19 protein-coding genes and 3 tRNA genes are annotated in these 16583 nt (G+C 70.2%); 3 read left to right on the top strand and 19 right to left on the bottom strand.

The window, feature by feature from the left end:
- Positions 1–25: 25 nt before the first annotated feature.
- The 14 genes from CJ226_RS00420 to CJ226_RS00355 all read right to left on the bottom strand — a co-directional run bounded on the left by CJ226_RS00420 (position 26) and on the right by CJ226_RS00355 (position 10431).
- Positions 26–98 (bottom strand) — tRNA-Arg (locus CJ226_RS00420).
- A gap of 77 nt (positions 99–175) precedes the next feature.
- Complete coding sequence (locus CJ226_RS00415; protein ID WP_062635572.1) at positions 176–760, bottom strand: hypothetical protein; 585 nt, start codon at positions 758–760, stop codon at positions 176–178.
- Between the two features lie 106 nt (positions 761–866).
- Entirely contained in the window at positions 867–1718 is an 852-nt protein-coding gene (locus CJ226_RS00410; RefSeq protein ID WP_257996411.1) for a hypothetical protein, read from the bottom strand.
- Between the two features lie 8 nt (positions 1719–1726).
- Entirely contained in the window at positions 1727–1972 is a 246-nt protein-coding gene (locus CJ226_RS00405) for a hypothetical protein (RefSeq protein WP_025104550.1), read from the bottom strand.
- A 100-nt stretch (positions 1973–2072) separates the two neighbouring features.
- Complete coding sequence (locus tag CJ226_RS00400) at positions 2073–2732, bottom strand: GntR family transcriptional regulator (protein ID WP_102208004.1); 660 nt, start codon at positions 2730–2732, stop codon at positions 2073–2075.
- A 68-nt stretch (positions 2733–2800) separates the two neighbouring features.
- Positions 2801–3442: an NADPH-dependent F420 reductase gene (locus CJ226_RS00395; RefSeq protein WP_102208003.1), complete on the bottom strand. Its 642-nt coding sequence runs from the start codon at positions 3440–3442 to the stop codon at positions 2801–2803.
- Between the two features lie 58 nt (positions 3443–3500).
- On the bottom strand, positions 3501–3935 hold the full coding sequence (gene sufU, locus CJ226_RS00390) for a Fe-S cluster assembly sulfur transfer protein SufU (protein ID WP_025104553.1): 435 nt from the start codon (positions 3933–3935) through the stop codon (positions 3501–3503).
- Positions 3932–5239, bottom strand: coding sequence for a cysteine desulfurase (locus CJ226_RS00385; protein WP_102208002.1), 1308 nt, complete (start codon positions 5237–5239; stop codon positions 3932–3934). Before CJ226_RS00385 ends, sufU begins: the two co-directional genes overlap by 4 nt.
- Positions 5240–5293: 54 nt before the next feature.
- The gene (locus tag CJ226_RS00380) at positions 5294–6097 is read right to left on the bottom strand and encodes a DUF1206 domain-containing protein (RefSeq protein WP_102208001.1); all 804 of its coding nucleotides are present in this window, start codon (positions 6095–6097) and stop codon (positions 5294–5296) included.
- A gap of 70 nt (positions 6098–6167) precedes the next feature.
- Positions 6168–6803 (bottom strand): GyrI-like domain-containing protein, encoded by a 636-nt coding sequence (locus CJ226_RS00375; protein ID WP_102208000.1) that lies wholly within the window; start codon positions 6801–6803, stop codon positions 6168–6170.
- An 86-nt stretch (positions 6804–6889) separates the two neighbouring features.
- Positions 6890–7753 carry an AraC family transcriptional regulator gene (locus tag CJ226_RS00370; RefSeq protein WP_062635556.1) on the bottom strand — a complete coding sequence of 288 codons (864 nt, stop codon included), beginning with the start codon at positions 7751–7753 and terminating at the stop codon, positions 6890–6892.
- 84 nt (positions 7754–7837) lie between these two features.
- Complete coding sequence (locus tag CJ226_RS00365; RefSeq protein WP_082802897.1) at positions 7838–7972, bottom strand: methionine/alanine import family NSS transporter small subunit; 135 nt, start codon at positions 7970–7972, stop codon at positions 7838–7840.
- On the bottom strand, positions 7969–9588 hold the full coding sequence (locus CJ226_RS00360; RefSeq protein WP_102207999.1) for a sodium-dependent transporter: 1620 nt from the start codon (positions 9586–9588) through the stop codon (positions 7969–7971). The genes CJ226_RS00365 and CJ226_RS00360 overlap by 4 nt, the downstream gene beginning before the upstream one ends.
- Positions 9589–9639: 51 nt before the next feature.
- Positions 9640–10431: an SDR family NAD(P)-dependent oxidoreductase gene (locus CJ226_RS00355; protein WP_102207998.1), complete on the bottom strand. Its 792-nt coding sequence runs from the start codon at positions 10429–10431 to the stop codon at positions 9640–9642.
- Between the two features lie 140 nt (positions 10432–10571).
- Between CJ226_RS00355 and CJ226_RS00350 the strand changes: the two genes are divergently transcribed.
- Positions 10572–11039, top strand: coding sequence for a MarR family winged helix-turn-helix transcriptional regulator (locus tag CJ226_RS00350; RefSeq protein ID WP_257996410.1), 468 nt, complete (start codon positions 10572–10574; stop codon positions 11037–11039).
- A gap of 66 nt (positions 11040–11105) precedes the next feature.
- Here the strand turns inward: CJ226_RS00350 and CJ226_RS00345 are convergent.
- Positions 11106–11194 (bottom strand) — tRNA-Ser (locus CJ226_RS00345).
- 163 nt (positions 11195–11357) lie between these two features.
- Here CJ226_RS00345 and CJ226_RS00340 point away from each other — a divergent pair.
- Positions 11358–12065 carry a potassium channel family protein gene (locus CJ226_RS00340; RefSeq protein ID WP_102207996.1) on the top strand — a complete coding sequence of 236 codons (708 nt, stop codon included), beginning with the start codon at positions 11358–11360 and terminating at the stop codon, positions 12063–12065.
- A gap of 25 nt (positions 12066–12090) precedes the next feature.
- Positions 12091–12936 carry an alpha/beta hydrolase fold domain-containing protein gene (locus tag CJ226_RS00335; RefSeq protein WP_102207995.1) on the top strand — a complete coding sequence of 282 codons (846 nt, stop codon included), beginning with the start codon at positions 12091–12093 and terminating at the stop codon, positions 12934–12936.
- 42 nt (positions 12937–12978) lie between these two features.
- Here the strand turns inward: CJ226_RS00335 and CJ226_RS00330 are convergent, their stop codons facing one another.
- The 4 genes from CJ226_RS00330 to serS all read right to left on the bottom strand — a co-directional run bounded on the left by CJ226_RS00330 (position 12979) and on the right by serS (position 16533).
- Positions 12979–14235: an LCP family protein gene (locus CJ226_RS00330; RefSeq protein WP_102207994.1), complete on the bottom strand. Its 1257-nt coding sequence runs from the start codon at positions 14233–14235 to the stop codon at positions 12979–12981.
- A 48-nt stretch (positions 14236–14283) separates the two neighbouring features.
- Positions 14284–14368, bottom strand: a tRNA-Ser gene (locus CJ226_RS00325).
- Positions 14369–14410: 42 nt separating this feature from the next.
- Positions 14411–15232, bottom strand: a complete 822-nt coding sequence (locus tag CJ226_RS00320) for an HAD family hydrolase (RefSeq protein ID WP_062635538.1) — start codon at positions 15230–15232, stop codon at positions 14411–14413.
- Positions 15229–16533, bottom strand: a complete 1305-nt coding sequence (gene serS / locus CJ226_RS00315; protein WP_102207993.1) for a serine--tRNA ligase — start codon at positions 16531–16533, stop codon at positions 15229–15231. The genes CJ226_RS00320 and serS overlap by 4 nt, the downstream gene beginning before the upstream one ends.
- Positions 16534–16583: the final 50 nt, after the last annotated feature.

Here is a 16583-nt window from a genome sequence, read left to right as displayed (position 1 = left end):
GTTCTCGTACTGTCTCAACACAGTGTGCGCCTCGAGGGACTCGAACCCCCAACCTTCTGATCCGTAGTCAGATGCTCTATCCATTGAGCTAGAGGCGCAGGACCCGCGGTGCTTTACCGCTCAGCGGGCCGACGACCAGCCTACAACAGACGGGACCGGAAAGCGAAACGAGGCCTCACTCCCCCTTCGCGGCCGCCTTCTCCTGCTTCTTCCGCCGTTTCTCCTTGGCCCGCTGCTGCGACGAGAGCGCCTGGAGATCGACAAGGCGCAGCGCCTGCATGCGCGCCTCCCGCATGCGCGCGTAGTCCGGGTCCTGATCCGGTCGCATGCCCTCGACGCGCAGCCGGCGGTCGAGGTTGTGCCGCACGTCGGCCCAGGCCGCCGCGCGCGCCTCCTCGACGATGCTCTCCAGCTGGGCACGGTCGTCCATCATCTCGCGCAGACGCTGCGCGACGCCGAGCGACTGCTTGGCCCGCCGCCGAAGATTGCGCACATCGCGGTCACGGTAGTCGTGCGTGCCGACCGGATCGGAATGCCGGCCGCGGGCGCGCTTGCGCAGGGCCGTGACCGTGGCGGCGGCCTCCTCCGACTCCTCGGCCATCGCGCCGAGGGCAGCCCTCGCATCCTCGACGTACTTGTCGAGGTCGAAGACGCCGTCCTCCGCGATGGTGCCGATGAGGATGTGATTCTTCACGGCGAGGCGCGCAGCGGCCGTCGCGATCGCGACGCCTTCGGCGATGGCATCCGCAGTCCGTCCCACCCGCACCTCCTTCTCTCGAGCGTACCGGTATCGATGCCGCGCAGTCTCGGCCGGAACGGCTCCGATCAGGATGCCGGAGACCTCCGACATCGCGTCGGACTGCGGCTCAGCCGACGACGCCGACCCAGATCCCCGAGGCCCAGGCCTGCTGCTCGCCGGAGCAGCCCACCGCCCCCGGGAAGCCGCGGACCACGGCCATGCAGTTGGCGAGGAACTCCGGGTCGCCACCGAACATCGCCCCGTACGCGCCCGAGGAGGTGAGGGAGCCCCAGACGCGGAACTGATAGATGTGGGCCAGCTCATGCGCCATCGCCCAGTTCAGGCGTCCGTCACTCCACCCGGTGATGTCGGCGCGGTACTTGATGTAGCCGTTGCTGTTGGCACAGGCAGGCGCCGTGCCGCCCGCGCACGACGACGACTCGTACAGCCCCACGCCCCCGCCGCCGACCCTGTCGAGGGCGGCGCGCACCCGCGCGTAGCCGTCCGGCCCGCTCGATGTCCATGCGGGCCCGCCGGGGCCGGCGCTCTGCGACGCCTGCCAGCCGGCGACCTCGGTGCCGACCTTCTGGGTGAGCGCCTCCACCGTCGCGGTCGCCGCGACCACGGTGTCCGGGTCATGGCGCTCGGCGCGCACGGTCTCCTGGGCAGACCGGGCGGACGCGAGGTGTGCCGCCGTGTCGATCTTGCCGTCCGCACCCTGGAGAACGGCGGCCAGCGTCGAGAGCTCCTCCAGGAATGCCGGCCGCACCGCGAGCACGCCAGCCCGATCCTCTGCGTCCTGCTCGGCCCGCGCCACGGCGCCGGACAGGTGGTCGGTGCGCTGTGCGGCGTCGTAGGACCGGTCGGCCAGCACGGAGAGCTCGGCCACCGCCTCGGCGCGCTCCTGGTCCAGTGCGTCGGATCGCGCGACGGCAGCCGCCGCGACGAGCACGGCCGCCGACACCGTCACTGCGAGCACCCGGCGCCTCACGGCAGGAAGCCCGTCGTGTCGTTCAGCTCGGCGTCCTGCTCCGCGATGCGCGATCGCAGAGCGGTGAGACGCTCCGCCAGTTCGAGGTTCTCGGCCTGCGACTCCGCGAGCACTTGCTCGATCCGCGCGATCTCCGCCTTCACGGCGGCGACACCGGCGGCGCGCTCCTGATCGGCCACCACCAGGAGCGCAGCACCTCCGAGCAGGAGGATCCCCCCGACGACGACAGCAAGACTTCGCATCTCGCTCCCCAGGACAGCGCGAACAGACCGGACCGACTCCGACCGGACAAGGATACAACCGCTCGCGGCGCGTCCGGGGGTCGTTCTCCCGACGGACGCCTCAGGTGGTCGCCGTCTGCGCCAGCCGCCGTTCGGCCGCGGAGTGCCCGCTCGCCAGGTGCGCGGGCACGATCCGTCGCAGCGCCTCGACATCGCGCGCACGGACGGCGTCGAGGATGACGCGGTGCTCCTCCGCCATCGCCTCCAGATCGTCGTGCTGTCCGAACAACCAGCGCAAGCGCGTCAGGAACACGGCGATGAGCTCGCCGAGCATCTCGTTGCCCGCCAGATCGACGGCGACCTCATGGAACGCCGCGGCCGCCGTCCGGGCCGTCTCCGCGTCGCCGGCCCGGGCCGCGGCGACTTCGCGCTCGTACGCCTCGCGCAGCCGAGCGAGCCCTTTCGCGTCGTGACGCTCGGCCGCGAACACGAAGATGAGGGTCTCGATCGCCTCGCGCACCTCCGCGAAGTTGCGGATGTCGTCATGGGTGAACTCCCGCACCACGGCCCACGTCCGGGGCCGTGCCACGACCACGCCCTCCGCGACCAGCGTGCGGATGGCTTCCCGCACCGGAAGTCGGGACACATTCAGCTCGGCGGCGATATCCCGCTCCACGAGCCGGGAACCGGGCGCGCGCCGACCCAGCACGATGTCATCCCGGAGGATCCTCGTGACCCTGACCGACTCGAGTTCCCCGCTTACCCCCACAGCCCCCGCCATCCGGGCATTGTCGCACCCCGGCCCAGGATTGGCCAAGTTTGGTATCCCAGACCGGGGCGCGCGCCGCGTCAGGGCAGACGGTTCGCCCGCGCGACGTTCGCCGCCAGCTCTTCCGCGTTCTGCCGGATGACGTACGCCGGACGGTCACGCTCGACTCGCCACGACTCGCTGAGCGGGCCGACGTTGACCGTGTCGAAACCGGCCTCGTCGTAGAAGCGGGTGACGAAGGCCACGGCCTCCGCGTCGTCCCCGGCCGTGGCCAGCGCGCGACGGTTCGGCGTACCGGCCGCAGTCCCGTCCGTGGTGATCTCGGCGGCGTAGATGTGGTTGAACGCCTTGGCGATCTTCGAGTCCGGGAGCTGCGCCTGCACGAGCTCGGACGTGGTGGTCTCGCCCTTGTCGAGGGCCTCGATGTGCCCGTCACGCTCGAAGTAGTAGTTGTTCGTGTCCAGCACGATCTTCCCGGCGAGCTGCGCGGCGGGAAGCTGATCGATCGCGTGCAGCGGCACCGTCACCACGGCCACGTCGGCCGCGGCGGCCGCCTCCTCCGCCGTCGCCGCCTTCGCGCGCGGCCCGAGCTCGGCGACGAGATCGGCCAGGGTCTCCGGCCCTCTCGAGTTCGCGATCACGACGTCATAGCCGTTGGCCACGGCCACGCGCGCGACCTGGCTGCCGATGTTGCCTGCTCCGATGATTCCGAGAGTTGTCATGCTCGGGCCAACGCCTGCCGCCGGATGCTATTCCCGTCGAGGAGGGAGGCGAACGCGGTCAGAGGCGCGTGAGCGCGTCCTCCGCCGCCACCCAGGCGAGCATGGCGCACTTCACGCGCGCCACGTACCGCGAGACTCCCCCGAGCGCCGCGGCATCGCCGAGCAGTTCCTCGTCCGGCTCGATCGTGCCGCGGGAGCGCATCGCCTCGCGGAAGGCAGCGATCCGCACCTCGAGCTCGTCCACGGTGAGGCCCTCGGCGAGCTCGGCGAGCAGGGACGCGGAGGCCTGGGAGATCGCGCACCCGTGTCCCTCCCACGCGATCGCCTCCACGCCGCCGTCGGCGCTGCGATGCACCTGCAGCGTGATCTCGTCGCCGCAGGTCGGATTGAGCTGATGCGACTGGGCCGGGATCTCCTCGCGGAGGCCGAAGCCGTGCGGCGTGCGCGAGTGGTCGAGGATCAGCTCCTGGTACAGGCTCTGCAGGTCGCTCATGCGCCCCTCCCGAAGAACGCGATCGCCCCGGCGACCGCCTCGATGACGGCGTCCACCTCGGACGCGGTGGTGTACAGGTAGGTGCTCGCCCTCGTCGATGAGGTCACGCCCAGCCGACGGTGCAGGGGCTGGGCGCAGTGGTGACCGACCCGCACCGCGATGCCCTGGTCGTCGAGGAACTGCCCGACGTCGTGCGAGTGGATCCCGGCCACGTCGAAGCTCGCGAGACCGACCCGCGGCAGCTCGATGCCCGCGCCCAGGACGCGCACGCCGTCGATCGCGCCGAGTCCTTCGACGAGACGCTGCCCGAACGCGGCCTCGTGGGCGGCGATGCGCTCCATGCCGACCGCGGAGAGGTAGTCGACGGCAGCGGCGAGCGCGATCGCCTGGGACACCCGCTGCGTGCCCGCTTCGAAGCGCTGCGGCGGCGGCAGGTACTCGGCCTCGGTCGTGGTCACCGTTGTGATCATGGAACCGCCCGTGAGGAACGGGGGCATCGCGGTGAGGACCTCGCGCCGGCCGTACAGGGCGCCGATGCCGGTGGGGCCGAGCATCTTGTGGCCGGAGAGGACGGCGAGGTCGACACCCAGGGCATGCAGGTCCAACGGCAGGTGCGGAGCCGACTGACAGGCGTCGAGCAGCGTCAAGGCGCCGACCTCCTTCGCCAGCGCGACGAGGATCTCGATCGGGTTGATCACGCCCAGCACGTTCGACACATGCGTGAACGCCACGAGCTTCGTGCGGTCCGAGATGAGCTCCGCGGCCGCATCAAGGCGGAGGGCCCCGTCGTCGTCGAGCGGGATGACCCGGAGCGTGGCCCCGGTGCGCGCGGCGAGCTCCTGCCAGGGGATGAGGTTGGCGTGGTGCTCCATCTCGGTGGTGACGATCTCGTCCCCTTCGCGGAGCCGAAGAGGCTCGGCCGCGGCACCACCCCGGCCGAGGGAGGCGTTGGAGAGGGAGTAGGCGACGAGGTTGACCGCTTCGGTGGCGTTCGAGGTCCAGACGATCTCGTCGTCGTCGGCGCCCACGAACCGGCCGAGGGTGCTGCGGGCGCCTTCGAAGAGCTCGGTCGCCTCGGCGGCCAGCGTGTGGGCGCCGCGGTGGACGGCCGCGTTCATGGTGGTGGCGAAGCGGCGTTCCGCGTCGAGCACGGACTCCGGACGCTGCGACGTCGCCCCCGAGTCGAGGTATGCCAGCGGGTGGCCGTGGACGCGGGTGTGCAGGATCGGGAAGTCCTCGCGGATCCGCTGCACCTCGGTCTCGGTCAGCGGGGTGATCACGTCGACTCCGGGAGAAGCGCTCATCGTTCCAGTCTCCCATCTTCCGGCTGACCGGGGCCCGGCGGAGGCACGGAAGGACTAGGACATACGGGCGAGGCGGGCGCGGGCGATGCAGAAGGCCCCGTACAGCGCGAAGCCGACGCCGACAGCACCGAGGATGAGCCGGCCGAACGGCAGACTGAGGAGGCTGTGCAGAGCGGCGTCGAGACCCGCAGCGCGTTCCGGGTCCTGCGTCACGGCCGCCACCACGAACAGCACCCCGGTGACCCCCACCGCGATGCCCTTGCCGATGTAGCCCACGATGCCGAGCGCCATCACGCCGGCGCGGGCGGCTCCGGTCGGCACGTCGATGAGCTTGCGGAAGGAGCGCATGATCCCGCCGATGATGAAGCCGATGCCGACACCGATGACGCTGAGGCCGATCACCACGAGCAGAGCCACCCCGCCCGGTGCGGCCAGGACCACCTGGCTCAGGGTCTTCGACGCGTCGGAGGATTCCGCGCGGCCGCCCACCGCGTAGACGAGTGCGAGGCCGGCGATCACCAGGTAGGTGCCCGAGATCCCGAAGAGCTTGAGGCGCTTGCCCCACTTCTTCGTCTCGGCGGGGTCGGCGGCCAGGAACCCGCTCGCCACCTGCCACACGGCGAGCGCGAAGAGGCCCACGGCGATCGCGAGCAGCAGCAGTCCGCCGATGGGGTTGTTGCGCACCTGCTCCATCGCACCGTCCTGATCGGCGTCCCCCGACCCGCCGGCCGCGATCGTGATGGCGATCGCGCCGATGATGATGTGGATGATGCCGAGGACCACGAATCCCACGCGGGCGGTCCGCCGGAACGCGGTGGAGTCCTTCGCCACGCGCGCCGCATGCTTGACGGTGCTCATGCTCGAAGAGTATCCGCCGCGGCGCGTCCCGATCAGGGGGTTGCTTTCCGGACCCCCGGTGCGACCGCGCTCAGGTGATCCGTTCGACGGGCTGCCGCAGGATGGTGCGCAGCTTCTCCGGAGCCGTCCGACGGCGGTCGCTGAGGTAGATCTCGTGGTGCCGTCCGCGCATCTGCAACCCGTTCTCCGGGACGAAGCGCTCGTGCAGCTCCTCGAGCACGGGTCCTTCATCGTCGAACGGCCCGATGTGCAATGTCTGCACGCAGAGGCCCTCGTCGAGGACCTCCCGCCGGACGGCGGCCAGCGCCGGAAGCTCTTCCCCCTTCTTCGCGCTCTTTGCCGCGACCGTCTCGACCGCGCGGTCGAACAGGGCGGGAGTGACGTGGTCGCCCACCATGATCATGAGCGTCCAGAGCCACGTCGACTTGTCGCGCCGGGTGGTGAAGGACGCCATGTCGGGCGCATGCCACAGGCCTTCCAGGGGCATCACGACCTGATCGATGCCGAGCTCGGCCCGGCTGGCGAACTTGAGGGTGTACGCCAGCGGGTAGAGCGCCGCGACCGCGTCGAAGAAGGCCGGAGCGGTGTTCGGATCTCCGGCGCCGTCGATCATCAGATAGGTCAGCGGCGGCACCTCGAGGACACGGAAGGCGCCCCGCTTCGCCTGATAGGCGTCGAGCGTCTTCTTGGGATCGATCGCCGTCATGGCCCGCCTCTCGGTACGTCGTGCGGTCAGTGTGCCACGGGGCACCGACATCGGGTCGAGCCCCAGGGGCCCGACCCGATGGGCGGTCAGCTCTGCTCGACGGGGAGCCAGAGCTCGCAGGAAGCCGTGTCGCCGGTGAACTCCCGGTAGCGGACGATCGACGGCCCGGGCCGCAGCCGCCACGGGTTCGACGGGAACCACTCGGTCGCCGTCGCCCCCCACAGATTCTGCAGGGTCTCGGGGAAGGGTCCGCTCGCGCCGAACACGGCCCAGGTGCCCTCCGCCACGCGCAGGGCGTCGAGGTCGTCGGGAACCGCGGTGTCGGCGCGCACGGCCACCCCGTGCAGGTACGTCAGCGGCGTCCCCTCCGGGGCATCCGGATCGATGTCGGCGGTCACGGCGAGGATGCCTGCGGGCTCCTCGTTCCCGAGGGCCTTGAGGCGGGCGTGCTCCTCGGGCGGGATGGCGGCGATGTGCGCCTGGATATGCGGATTGACGCCGACGTGGATCAGCGGGACCTCCGCGGCATGGCCCGCGAGGACGAACGCGGGACGGTGGGTGATGGTGACATCCATCGGGATACTCCCTTCGACGCTCAGGCGGAACCGGAGCGTCGGTTGTGTGCGGAGAGGACCCCCGTGCCGACGCGCGTCCGCCGGCCCGATGCCGTGCACGGCGCGGAACGCCCGGGCGAACGCCTCGGTCGATCCGTAGCCGTGCCGCACCGCGACATCGAGCAGACTCGGCGCGCCGGCGGCGAGCTCCGCGCCGGCGAGCGTCATCCGACGACGCCGCACGTACTCGGTCAACGGCATCCCGGCGAGCGCCGAGAACATCCGGCGCAGGTGGTACTCGGTGGTGCCGTGCGCACGGGCGAACGCGGCGACGTCGATCTCCTGACCGCGGTCCGCGTCGACGAGGTCGACCAGGGCGTTGAGCGTGCCGATCACGGGGGCCCTCCTTTCCCCACCATCGTTTCGCCGCAGTCCCCGCCTGCACCCGATCGTCGTGGTCCGATGCGATCGGGTCGGGGATCAGAGCTCGACCGGGACCGCCGGCTCCGTGTCCTCCACCTCCGGATGGCGGGCGAGGTTCACGACGGCGGCGATGAGGCCTCCCCACACCGTGACCATGGCGATGATCATCATGACGATCGCGGTGGTGGTCATGCTCCCGCTCCCTTCGTCTGCGCCGCCGGGACGGCGATGCTCGTCGTCTCCGGGTCGGCGGCGTACTCCTCCTGGTCGAGGAAGTCGTCGTAGCCGGCATCGTCCTTGGCACGGGAGCGCCTGCTCCACGGCACCAGCGACAGCAGCACTCCCCCGATCACCAGCGCGATGACCATGCCCCAGCCGAACACCCCGAGGAACCAACCGGGGTAGCCGCTGTACGGCTCGGCGATCTTCGTCAGGAGTTCGGTGATGAGCAGGTAACCGAGCACGAGCGGGGCCAGCACGCCCACGAGCAGGCGCCAGAGCAGCCCGACCCGGAAGCTGGATCGCCGGTTGAGGTGCTCCTGCAGCTGCGGCAGCCGGTGCAGCACCCAGGCCACGACGATCACCGCGACGAGGGCGACCGCCATGATGCCGAAGGCGTTGACGAAGGCGTCGGTGGTGTCGAGCACCGACAGCGCGGTGGTGGTGGAGAACAGGGCCATCGAGATGACGGCGAGCGGGATGGAGACGATGAGGGTGGTGCGCACCCGTCCCCACCCGAGCTTGTCCTGCAGGGCGGCCACGATCACCTCGAGGATCGAGATGAGCGAGGTCACCCCCGCGAAGACGAGGGCCCCGAAGAACAGCACGCCGATGATCGAGCCGCCGGTCGCCTGCGAGACGATCGTGGGGAACGCGACGAACGCGAGACCGATGCCCGAGGTCGCGACGCCGGAGACATCCGTGCCCTGCGCCTGGGCCATGAACCCGAGGGCGGCGAACACGCCGATACCGGCGAGGATCTCGAAACCGGAGTTGGCGAACGCGACCACGAGACCGGAGCCGGTGAGGTCGGTCTTGCGCTTGAGGTAGGACGCGTACGTCACCATGATCCCGAACGCCACGGACAGCGAGAAGAAGATGTGCCCGTAGGCGGAGGCCCACACGGCCGGGTCGGCGAGCGCCTCCCAGTTCGGCGTGAAGAACGCGTTCAGACCGTCCAGGGCGCCAGGGAGGAAGAGGGCCTGCACGACGAGCACCGCGAACATGAGGGTGAGCAGCGGCATCAGGATCATGTTGGCGCGACCGATGCCGCGCTTGACGCCGAGCGCCATGATGATGATGACGATCAGCCACACCGCGATCAGCGGCAGGCCCACCTGCGGCACGAACTCGCCGGACAGGCCGACCTCCGCGACGTCGGCGGACTTCAGGAAGTCGACGAAGAAGAAATCGTTCTCGTTGCCCGCACCCCAGGTGAGCTGCGCGGAGAACCAGGTGTACATGCCCGCCCACGCGACGATCACGGCGTAGTACACCGCGATGACGACGCAGATCAGCACCTGCCACCAGCCCAGCGGTTCGGCGGCCCGGTGCAGGCGTCGGAACGCGAGGGGCGCGGAGCCCCGGAACCGGTGGCCGATCGCGTAGTCGAGGAACAGCAGCGGGATGCCGGCGGTCAGCAGCGCGCACAGGTACGGAATGAGGAACGCACCGCCGCCGCCTTCATAGGCGACGTAGGGGAAGCGCCAGATGTTCCCGAGACCCACGGCCGAGCCGATCGCCGAGAGGATGAACACGTTCCGCGAGCCGAAGGCCTCGCGCTGCGGGGTCTGGGTCGGTTCAGGCATGCCCGCGAGGATACCCGAACCGGGACACCCGGGCGACTCGCCCGGCCGCGCTCACAGCATCGCGGTGAGCACACCGCCGTCCGCCCGCAGCGCGGCGCCGTTCGTCGCCGATGCGCGGACGCCGGAGAGGTAGACGACGAGGTCGGCGACCTCGGCCGGATCGAGGAAGCGACCCAGCAGGCTGGTCGTGTTCTGTCCGATGATCGCCTCCTTCATCACCTCCTCGGAGACGGACCGGGCCTCGGCGACCGCGGCGACGCTCGCCGCGACCCCCTCCGAGTAGGTCGGGCCGCCCAGGACGGTGTTCACCGTCACGCCGGTGCCGCGGGTGAGTTTGGCCAACCCGTTCCCGAGCGCGATCATCGCGGCCTTCGTCACGCCGTAGTGCACCATGTCGGCCGGGACGTTGACGCCGGACTCGCTGCTGACGAAGACGATGCGCCCCCAGCCCCGTTCCCGCATCCCCGGCAGGAGAGCTCGGGAGAGGCGCACGCCGCTCATCACGTTCACCTCGAAGTAGCGCGCCCAGTCCGCATCGGCGACGTCCGCGAAGTCGGCGAGACCGAAGAGACCGACGTTGTTGACGAGGATGTCGACGTCACCGAGCCGCTCCGTCAGCCGCGCCACCTGCGACGGGTCGGTGAAGTCCGCGGCCATCCCGGACACGGTCACCTCCGGGTGCGCGAGGGCCAGCACGCCGACCGCCGCGTCGACCCGTCCCTCGTCACGACCGTTGATCACGACATCGACCCCCTCGGCGGCGAGAGCGGACGCGACCGCGTATCCGATCCCCTGGCTCGATCCGCTGATGAACGCCCTCTTGCCGCGCAGCCCCAGTTCCATCCGTCTCCCTCTCACTTCCGCGGACCTCCCGCGTCACTTGCCTGAGCAAGTTATACTAGCCACGACTCACTTTCCCGAGCAAGCGAAGAGCACGGCTCGACCGCTACGGTGGAGGAATGTCGTCATCCTCCCCCGCCCCCTTGAGCGCTGAAGAAATGGACGTCTGGTCGGCACTCGCGACGCTCCTCGAACGGCTCCCCGCGGCGCTCGACGCGCAGCTGCAGCGCGACAGCGGACTGACCCACTTCGAGCACGGCATCCTCTACGCCCTCGATGCGGCACCGGAGCGCACGCTCCGCCTCAGTGTCCTCGCCGGCTACGCGAACAGCACGCTGTCCCGACTCTCCCGTGCGGTCACCCGCCTGGAGGCGAAAGGCTGGATCCGGCGCGAGGTCGATGCGGAGGACGGGCGCTTCACCCTCGGCATCCTCACCGACGCCGGCCACCGGAAGGTCGAGCAGTCGACCCCCGCACACCAGGCCCTCATCCGCCGCGTCGTCTTCGACACCCTGACCCCGGCGCAGGCCCGGCAGCTCGGCGCGGCCAGCCGGAAGATCTCCGCCGCGCTCTCCCCCGACCCAACCTGGATGCCGGGGACGCGGGCGTGAGGAGGGCCCGCCCGCACGCGAGAACACGAAAGCCCCGGCGAGCGGACTCGTCGGGGCTTCTCAGTGCGGAGACGAGGGGATTTGAACCCCTGGTCCCCGTAAGGGGACTCCACCTTAGCAGGGTGGTGCACTAGGCCGGACTATGCGACGTCTCCAGGCATCCGGCTCGAGAGCACGGATGCACCCCACCATCATAACGGGTCCTGCGCGTGGTCACGAACCGCCGGTCTCGGATGCTCCCGGGAGCCGGCCTCATGCCCTGCGATACTGGCCGCACGTTGCGAGGGTCCGGCCCCCGCGGACGCGAGAGGAGACGCCATGTCCGAGCCATCGGGAGCGCACGTCCGCGCGGGGTTCGCCGCCCCGGCCGACCCGAGGCGCGGCGCCCTGGGCTATGCCGCGGTGCTCGCCCTCCTCATCGTGTCGTACGGACTGTGCGCGGCCCAGCCCGGCACGGTCCCCAGCCCCTGGGCGTTCCTCGCGATGCTGGTCACGGTCGCGATCGTGTTCCGCGTGACCAGGGCGCACGCCCTCGTGCAGCGGGTGTCGTGGGTCGTGCTCTCGGCCGCCGGCCTGGCTGCCCTCCTCGCGGCATTCTTCGCCACGGACAGTCCCGCCCTCGCGGTCGCCCTGTCCGCCGCCTCCATGCTCGCGCTGCTCGTGGCGCCGTGGGCCATCATCGCGCACCAGGTCACCCGCCGAGGCCTCGACGTCGAGGCGCTTCTGGCCGCGGTGACCGCGTACATCCTCGTCGGCATGTTCTTCGCCTTCGTCTACAACCTGCTGTCGCTGCTGCTGCCGACCCCGCTGTTCGGCGATGCGGCGAACGACTCGCTCGGCAACCAGCTCTTCTTCTCGTTCACGGCACTGACCACGACCGGCTATGGGAACCTCGTGCCCGTCGGACCGGGCGTGCAGGCGGTGGCTGTCGCCGAGGGGATCACCGGGCAGCTCTTCCTCATCACCGCCGTCGCCCGCATCATGCGGGGTGCGAGCGCCCAACGCACCACATCGACGCCGGCCTGACCCGGCCGCCGGTACTCTGATTCGAATGAGCACGCCCCCCGCAGCGGATCATGTCGTGGACGGACCGCACGGCCCCCTTCCGATCCGGGTCTACCATCCGGACGCGCCGGCGCGCCATGGACTCGTGTGGGCGCATGGAGGGGGCTTCGCGGGTGGCGACCTCGACATGCCGGAAGCCGATGCGGTGGCGAAAGCCTTCGCAGATCGCGGGATCCTCGTCGTGAGCGTGGACTACGCGCTGGCACCGGTCACTGCGGAGTGGACGCAGCGCCTGGGCGTGCTCGAGCGCGACGGAGTTCACTACCCTGTCCCTCATGATGAGCTCGTGACCGCGTTCCGTTGGGCCTCATCGTCAGGGCTGGCGTCTGACTGGGCGCTCGGTGGTGCCAGCGCCGGAGGCAACCTCGCCGCCGGTGCCGCGCTCCGCCTCTCCCACGAAACTGGCCCGGCACCGGCTCTCGTCGTGCTCGCCTATCCGACTCTCCAGGCGGTGCAGGGCCGCCCCGATTCCGAACTTCGCGCCCTGCTGGATGCGAACCCCGCCGCCGACGTGTTCCCCCCACCTTTCGTGCACGGCATGTATGCCAACTACCTGGGCGGCGACCCGGCGCTCGCCGATGTCTACGCCATCCCCGGGACGGCAGATCCCGCGGCGCTGGCCGGCTTCCCACCCACGATCATCGTCAACGACGAGACCGACGAACTGCGGGTCTCCGGCGAGGCTTTCGCGCGATCGTTGGAGGCCGCGGGCGTCGACGTCACCGCCGTCGTCGAACCAGGCACCACTCACGGGCACCTCAACCGTCCGGAGGAGCCCGCGTTCATCGCGACGATCGAGCGGTTCGCGGCCCAGATCCGCGGGCTGGCCTGAAACCGCCGACGGTCTACCGCCCGCGGGGCGCCTGAGGGCCGATCAGCGCACGTTGCCGTTCGAGCAGGTCTGCTGGGCCGCGGAGTTGCCCTTGATGGAGTCGGGCAGTGCCACGACGCCCGGATCGGTCGGAGTCGGAGTCGCCTCCTGACCCGGAGTCGTGGGCTCGGTCGGCTCCGCCGGAGCCGTCGGCTCCTGCACCACCACGCCGTCGTTGCTCGTGTTCTCGTGCGTGATCTGGAGCTGGGCGTTCGCCTCGATCGCGTCCCACAGAGCGGCGGCCGCCTCTTCGTTCGGCACGACCTTGTTCGGGTCATTCCAGTCGGTCAGCGTCGGGTACTGCACGAACACGATGTCCTCGAAGGGCACGGACTTCACGGCGAGCGCGATCTGCACGATCATCATCGGGTCGGCGAGCGACGTACTCGTCTCCAGGTTCTGGATGCCGGTGTTGGCGAGCTTCAGCATGACCGGCACGTTGCCCAGCACCTCACCGCTGATGAGCTTGCGCGCGAGGCTGGACATGTACTGCTGCTGGTTGCCGATGCGGCCGAGGTCGCTGCCGTCGCCGACACCATGCCGGGTGCGGAGGAACTGCAGGGCCTCGAGGCCCTGGACGGTGTGGGTGCCGGCGGCCATGTCGAGACCGGTGTAGCGGTCGCGGATCGGGTTGGCGAGGCAGACGTCGACGCCGCCGATCGCGTTGGTGATCTCGATGACGCCGCCGAACGTCACGGAGGCGGCGAATTGCACCTCCTGGTCCGTGAGGGCGGAGATCGTGCGGACGACGCAGTTCAGCCCGCCGTCGGTGTACGCGACGTTCAGGGGCTGCTTGCTCATCGCGGCGGTGGCGTTGCCGTCCTCGTCCTCACAGGACGGGATGGGGATCATCAGGTCGCGCGGGAAGCTGACGACCGTGATCCGCCGCGGCTCCTCCGAGACGTGCACGAGCAGGTTCACGTCGTTGAGGGTGCCCTCGGCGTCGCCACCCGTGCACCGGTCGCCGAAGTACTGCTTGTAGTCGTCCTCGCAGGTGTCGACGCCGGTGAGGACGAGATTGAACCCGCCCTTGTACTCCCCGATGTCCGGCGGCAGGTCTTCCTGACCGTCGAGGTCGACCGCGTTCGCGGAGACCGTGCTCGAGAAGTCGAACCAGATGTAGGCCGCGACCCCGATGCCGCTGACGAGCACCACCGCCATGCTGATCGCGAGGAGCTTGAGGAGCTGACTGGCGGCGCCGGGCGAGCGCAGCTGACCATGACGCGCGACGGTGCGGCGCCGGCGGGTGTTCTCGCTCACTCGGACCCTTTCGAATTCAGCGACGGCGGAGGTACCGCGCTCAGGAAGCGGAGGGTGTGGGATTCGAACCCACGAGACATCTCTGCCCACTGGTTTTCAAGACCAGCTCCATCGGCCGCTCGGACAACCCTCCCGACAGAAACATCTGCCGACCAGGCGCGAGTCTAGCCGAGTTCTATTCTCCTGCGTCGACCTGGGCAGGTGCTGGAAGCGTGTTCAGAGCCGCCGCAAGCCCTCCCTGCTCGACGTCGGCGGTCACCTCGCTCGCGGCATCCTTCACCTCGGCGGGCGCCTGCCCCATGGCCACGGCACGACCGCCGCCGGTGCGCGCCCAGCCGAACATGCCGATGTCGTTCCGCCCGTCCCCGGCGACGAGGACCCGGGCCGCGTCGAGGCCGAGCTCGCCGCGCACGCGCTCCAGCGCCGTGCCCTTGTCCACGCCCTGCGGGGCGATGTCCAGCCACGCCGTCCAGCCGATGGCGTATGAGACCTCGTTGAGCCCGGCGTCGGCGACGAGTCGGTGGAAATCGTCCTCGTCGTGTCCGGGCGAGACGACGACGATACGGGACACGGGGAGCGCCCCGAGCTCCTCGAAGTCGACCTGGCGGCCGCCGTCGAGGGTCCAGTCGTCGAGCTGCTCGGTGAACAGCCGCTGCCCCGACCCGAGCTCGACCATGTAGCGCGCATCCGGCAGGCGCTCCTGGAGCAGGGCGAGCACCGGCGTCGGGTCGAAGGTCTCGACGTGCCAGCGCTCCCACTCGTCGCCGTCGCGGCGCATCGTCACCGCGCCGTTGGAGCACACCACGTAGTCTGCGGTCAGCCCGAGCTCCTCCACGTAGCGGCGGGTAGCCATCCAGCTGCGTCCCGTCGCGATGGTCACCACATGACCCGCGTCCCGCACCCGGGCGACGGCCTCGGGCACGCCGGGGCTCATCGTCTCGTCCTGCAGCAGGATGGTCCCGTCGACGTCGAGTCCGACCAGCCAGGGCGCCGTCATCGGGCGGCCTGCTCGTCGGCGAGCGGGCGGATCACCTCGAGCCCGCCGAGATAGGGGCGCAGGACCTTGGGGACCCGCACCGAGCCGTCCGCCTGCTGATGGGTCTCGAGCAGGGCGACGATCCAGCGCGTGGTCGCGAGCGTGCCGTTGAGCGTCGCGACGTGCTGGGTCTTCGGAGCCGTGCCGCCGTCCTCCGCAGCCGGGCGGTACCGGACGTCGAGACGCCGCGCCTGGAAGGTCGTGCAGTTCGACGTGGAGGTCAACTCGCGGAAGGCGCCCTGAGTGGGCACCCAGGCCTCGATGTCGTACTTCCGCGCCGCGCTCGACCCGAGGTCCCCCGCGGCGACGTCGATCACCCGGTACGCGAGACCGAGCGAGGTCAGCATCTCCTCCTGCAGCGCGACGAGCCGCAGGTGCTCCGCCTCGGCGTCCTCGGCCGTGGTGTAGACGAACATCTCCAGCTTGTTGAACTGGTGCACGCGGATGATTCCGCGGGTGTCCTTGCCGTGGGAGCCGGCCTCCCGGCGGTAGCAGGTCGACCATCCGGCGTAGCGGAGGGCCCCGCGCGCGAGGTCGACGATCTCGTCCTTGTGGTACCCGGCGAGCGCGACCTCGCTGGTGCCGACGAGGTAGAGGTCGTCGTCCTTGTCGAGGTGGTACACCTCATCGGCGTGCTCGCCGAGGAAGCCCGTGCCCTGCATGATCTCCGGACGCACGAGCGTGGGCGTGATCAGCGGGACGAAGCCGTTCTGCAACGCCGTGTCGAGGGCGAGGTTCATGAGCGCGATCTCGAGGCGGGCGCCGATTCCGCGGAGGAAGTAGAACCGGGCGCCGGAGACCTTGGCACCGCGCTCCATGTCGATCGCGCCGAGCATCTCCCCGAGTTCGAGGTGATCCCGCGGCTCGAAGTCGAACGCCGGCACCTCCCCGACGCGCCGCAGCTCGACGAAGTCCTCCTCACCGCCGGCGGGAACACCGTCGATGACGACGTTCTCGATCCGGGCGAGGGCCGCAGCCGCGGCGTCGGCGGCCTCGTTGGCCGCGTGCTGGGCCTGCTTGACCCGGTCGGCGAGGTCCTTGGCCTGCGCGACCAGCGCGGCCTTCTCCTCCTTGGGCGCCTTCGCGACCTGCTTGCCGAAGGCGTTCTGCTCCGCGCGCAGCTCCTCGAACGCGGCCAGTGCTGCGCGGCGCGATCGGTCGGCCTCGAGTGCGACGTCGACGGTGCTCTGGTCGTTGCCACGGGCAGCCTGCGAACGGCGGACGATCTCCGGATTTTCGCGGAGGAGTGCGAGGTCGATCATTCCGCAAGTCTACGAGGTGCGCGGCGCGAGACCGGGCGTCCGGGTTTTCC

Origin of the sequence: Microbacterium sp. UMB0228 (assembly GCF_002871415.1) — a bacterium.
In the GTDB taxonomy this organism is placed as follows: domain Bacteria; phylum Actinomycetota; class Actinomycetes; order Actinomycetales; family Microbacteriaceae; genus Microbacterium.
This window is presented reverse-complemented; position numbering and strand designations above follow the sequence as displayed.

Bases quoted from the DNA above. Each gene is read 5' to 3' on its own strand.
- CJ226_RS00375 (WP_102208000.1), bottom strand. From the start codon at position 6,803: ATGACGGCGATCGATCCCAAGAAGACGCTCGACGCCTATCAGGCGAAG.
- CJ226_RS00385 (WP_102208002.1), bottom strand. From the start codon at position 5,239: ATGAGCGCTTCTCCCGGAGTCGACGTGATCACCCCGCTGACCGAGACC.
- CJ226_RS00400 (WP_102208004.1), bottom strand. From the start codon at position 2,732: ATGGCGGGGGCTGTGGGGGTAAGCGGGGAACTCGAGTCGGTCAGGGTC.
- CJ226_RS00320 (WP_062635538.1), bottom strand. From the start codon at position 15,232: ATGACGGCGCCCTGGCTGGTCGGACTCGACGTCGACGGGACCATCCTG.
- CJ226_RS00355 (WP_102207998.1), bottom strand. From the start codon at position 10,431: ATGGAACTGGGGCTGCGCGGCAAGAGGGCGTTCATCAGCGGATCGAGC.
- CJ226_RS00340 (WP_102207996.1), top strand. From the start codon at position 11,358: ATGTCCGAGCCATCGGGAGCGCACGTCCGCGCGGGGTTCGCCGCCCCG.
- CJ226_RS00365 (WP_082802897.1), bottom strand. From the start codon at position 7,972: ATGACCACCACCGCGATCGTCATGATGATCATCGCCATGGTCACGGTG.
- CJ226_RS00360 (WP_102207999.1), bottom strand. From the start codon at position 9,588: ATGCCTGAACCGACCCAGACCCCGCAGCGCGAGGCCTTCGGCTCGCGG.
- CJ226_RS00395 (WP_102208003.1), bottom strand. From the start codon at position 3,442: ATGACAACTCTCGGAATCATCGGAGCAGGCAACATCGGCAGCCAGGTC.
- CJ226_RS00405 (WP_025104550.1), bottom strand. From the start codon at position 1,972: ATGCGAAGTCTTGCTGTCGTCGTCGGGGGGATCCTCCTGCTCGGAGGT.
- sufU (WP_025104553.1), bottom strand. From the start codon at position 3,935: ATGAGCGACCTGCAGAGCCTGTACCAGGAGCTGATCCTCGACCACTCG.
- CJ226_RS00335 (WP_102207995.1), top strand. From the start codon at position 12,091: ATGAGCACGCCCCCCGCAGCGGATCATGTCGTGGACGGACCGCACGGC.
- serS (WP_102207993.1), bottom strand. From the start codon at position 16,533: ATGATCGACCTCGCACTCCTCCGCGAAAATCCGGAGATCGTCCGCCGT.
- CJ226_RS00380 (WP_102208001.1), bottom strand. From the start codon at position 6,097: ATGAGCACCGTCAAGCATGCGGCGCGCGTGGCGAAGGACTCCACCGCG.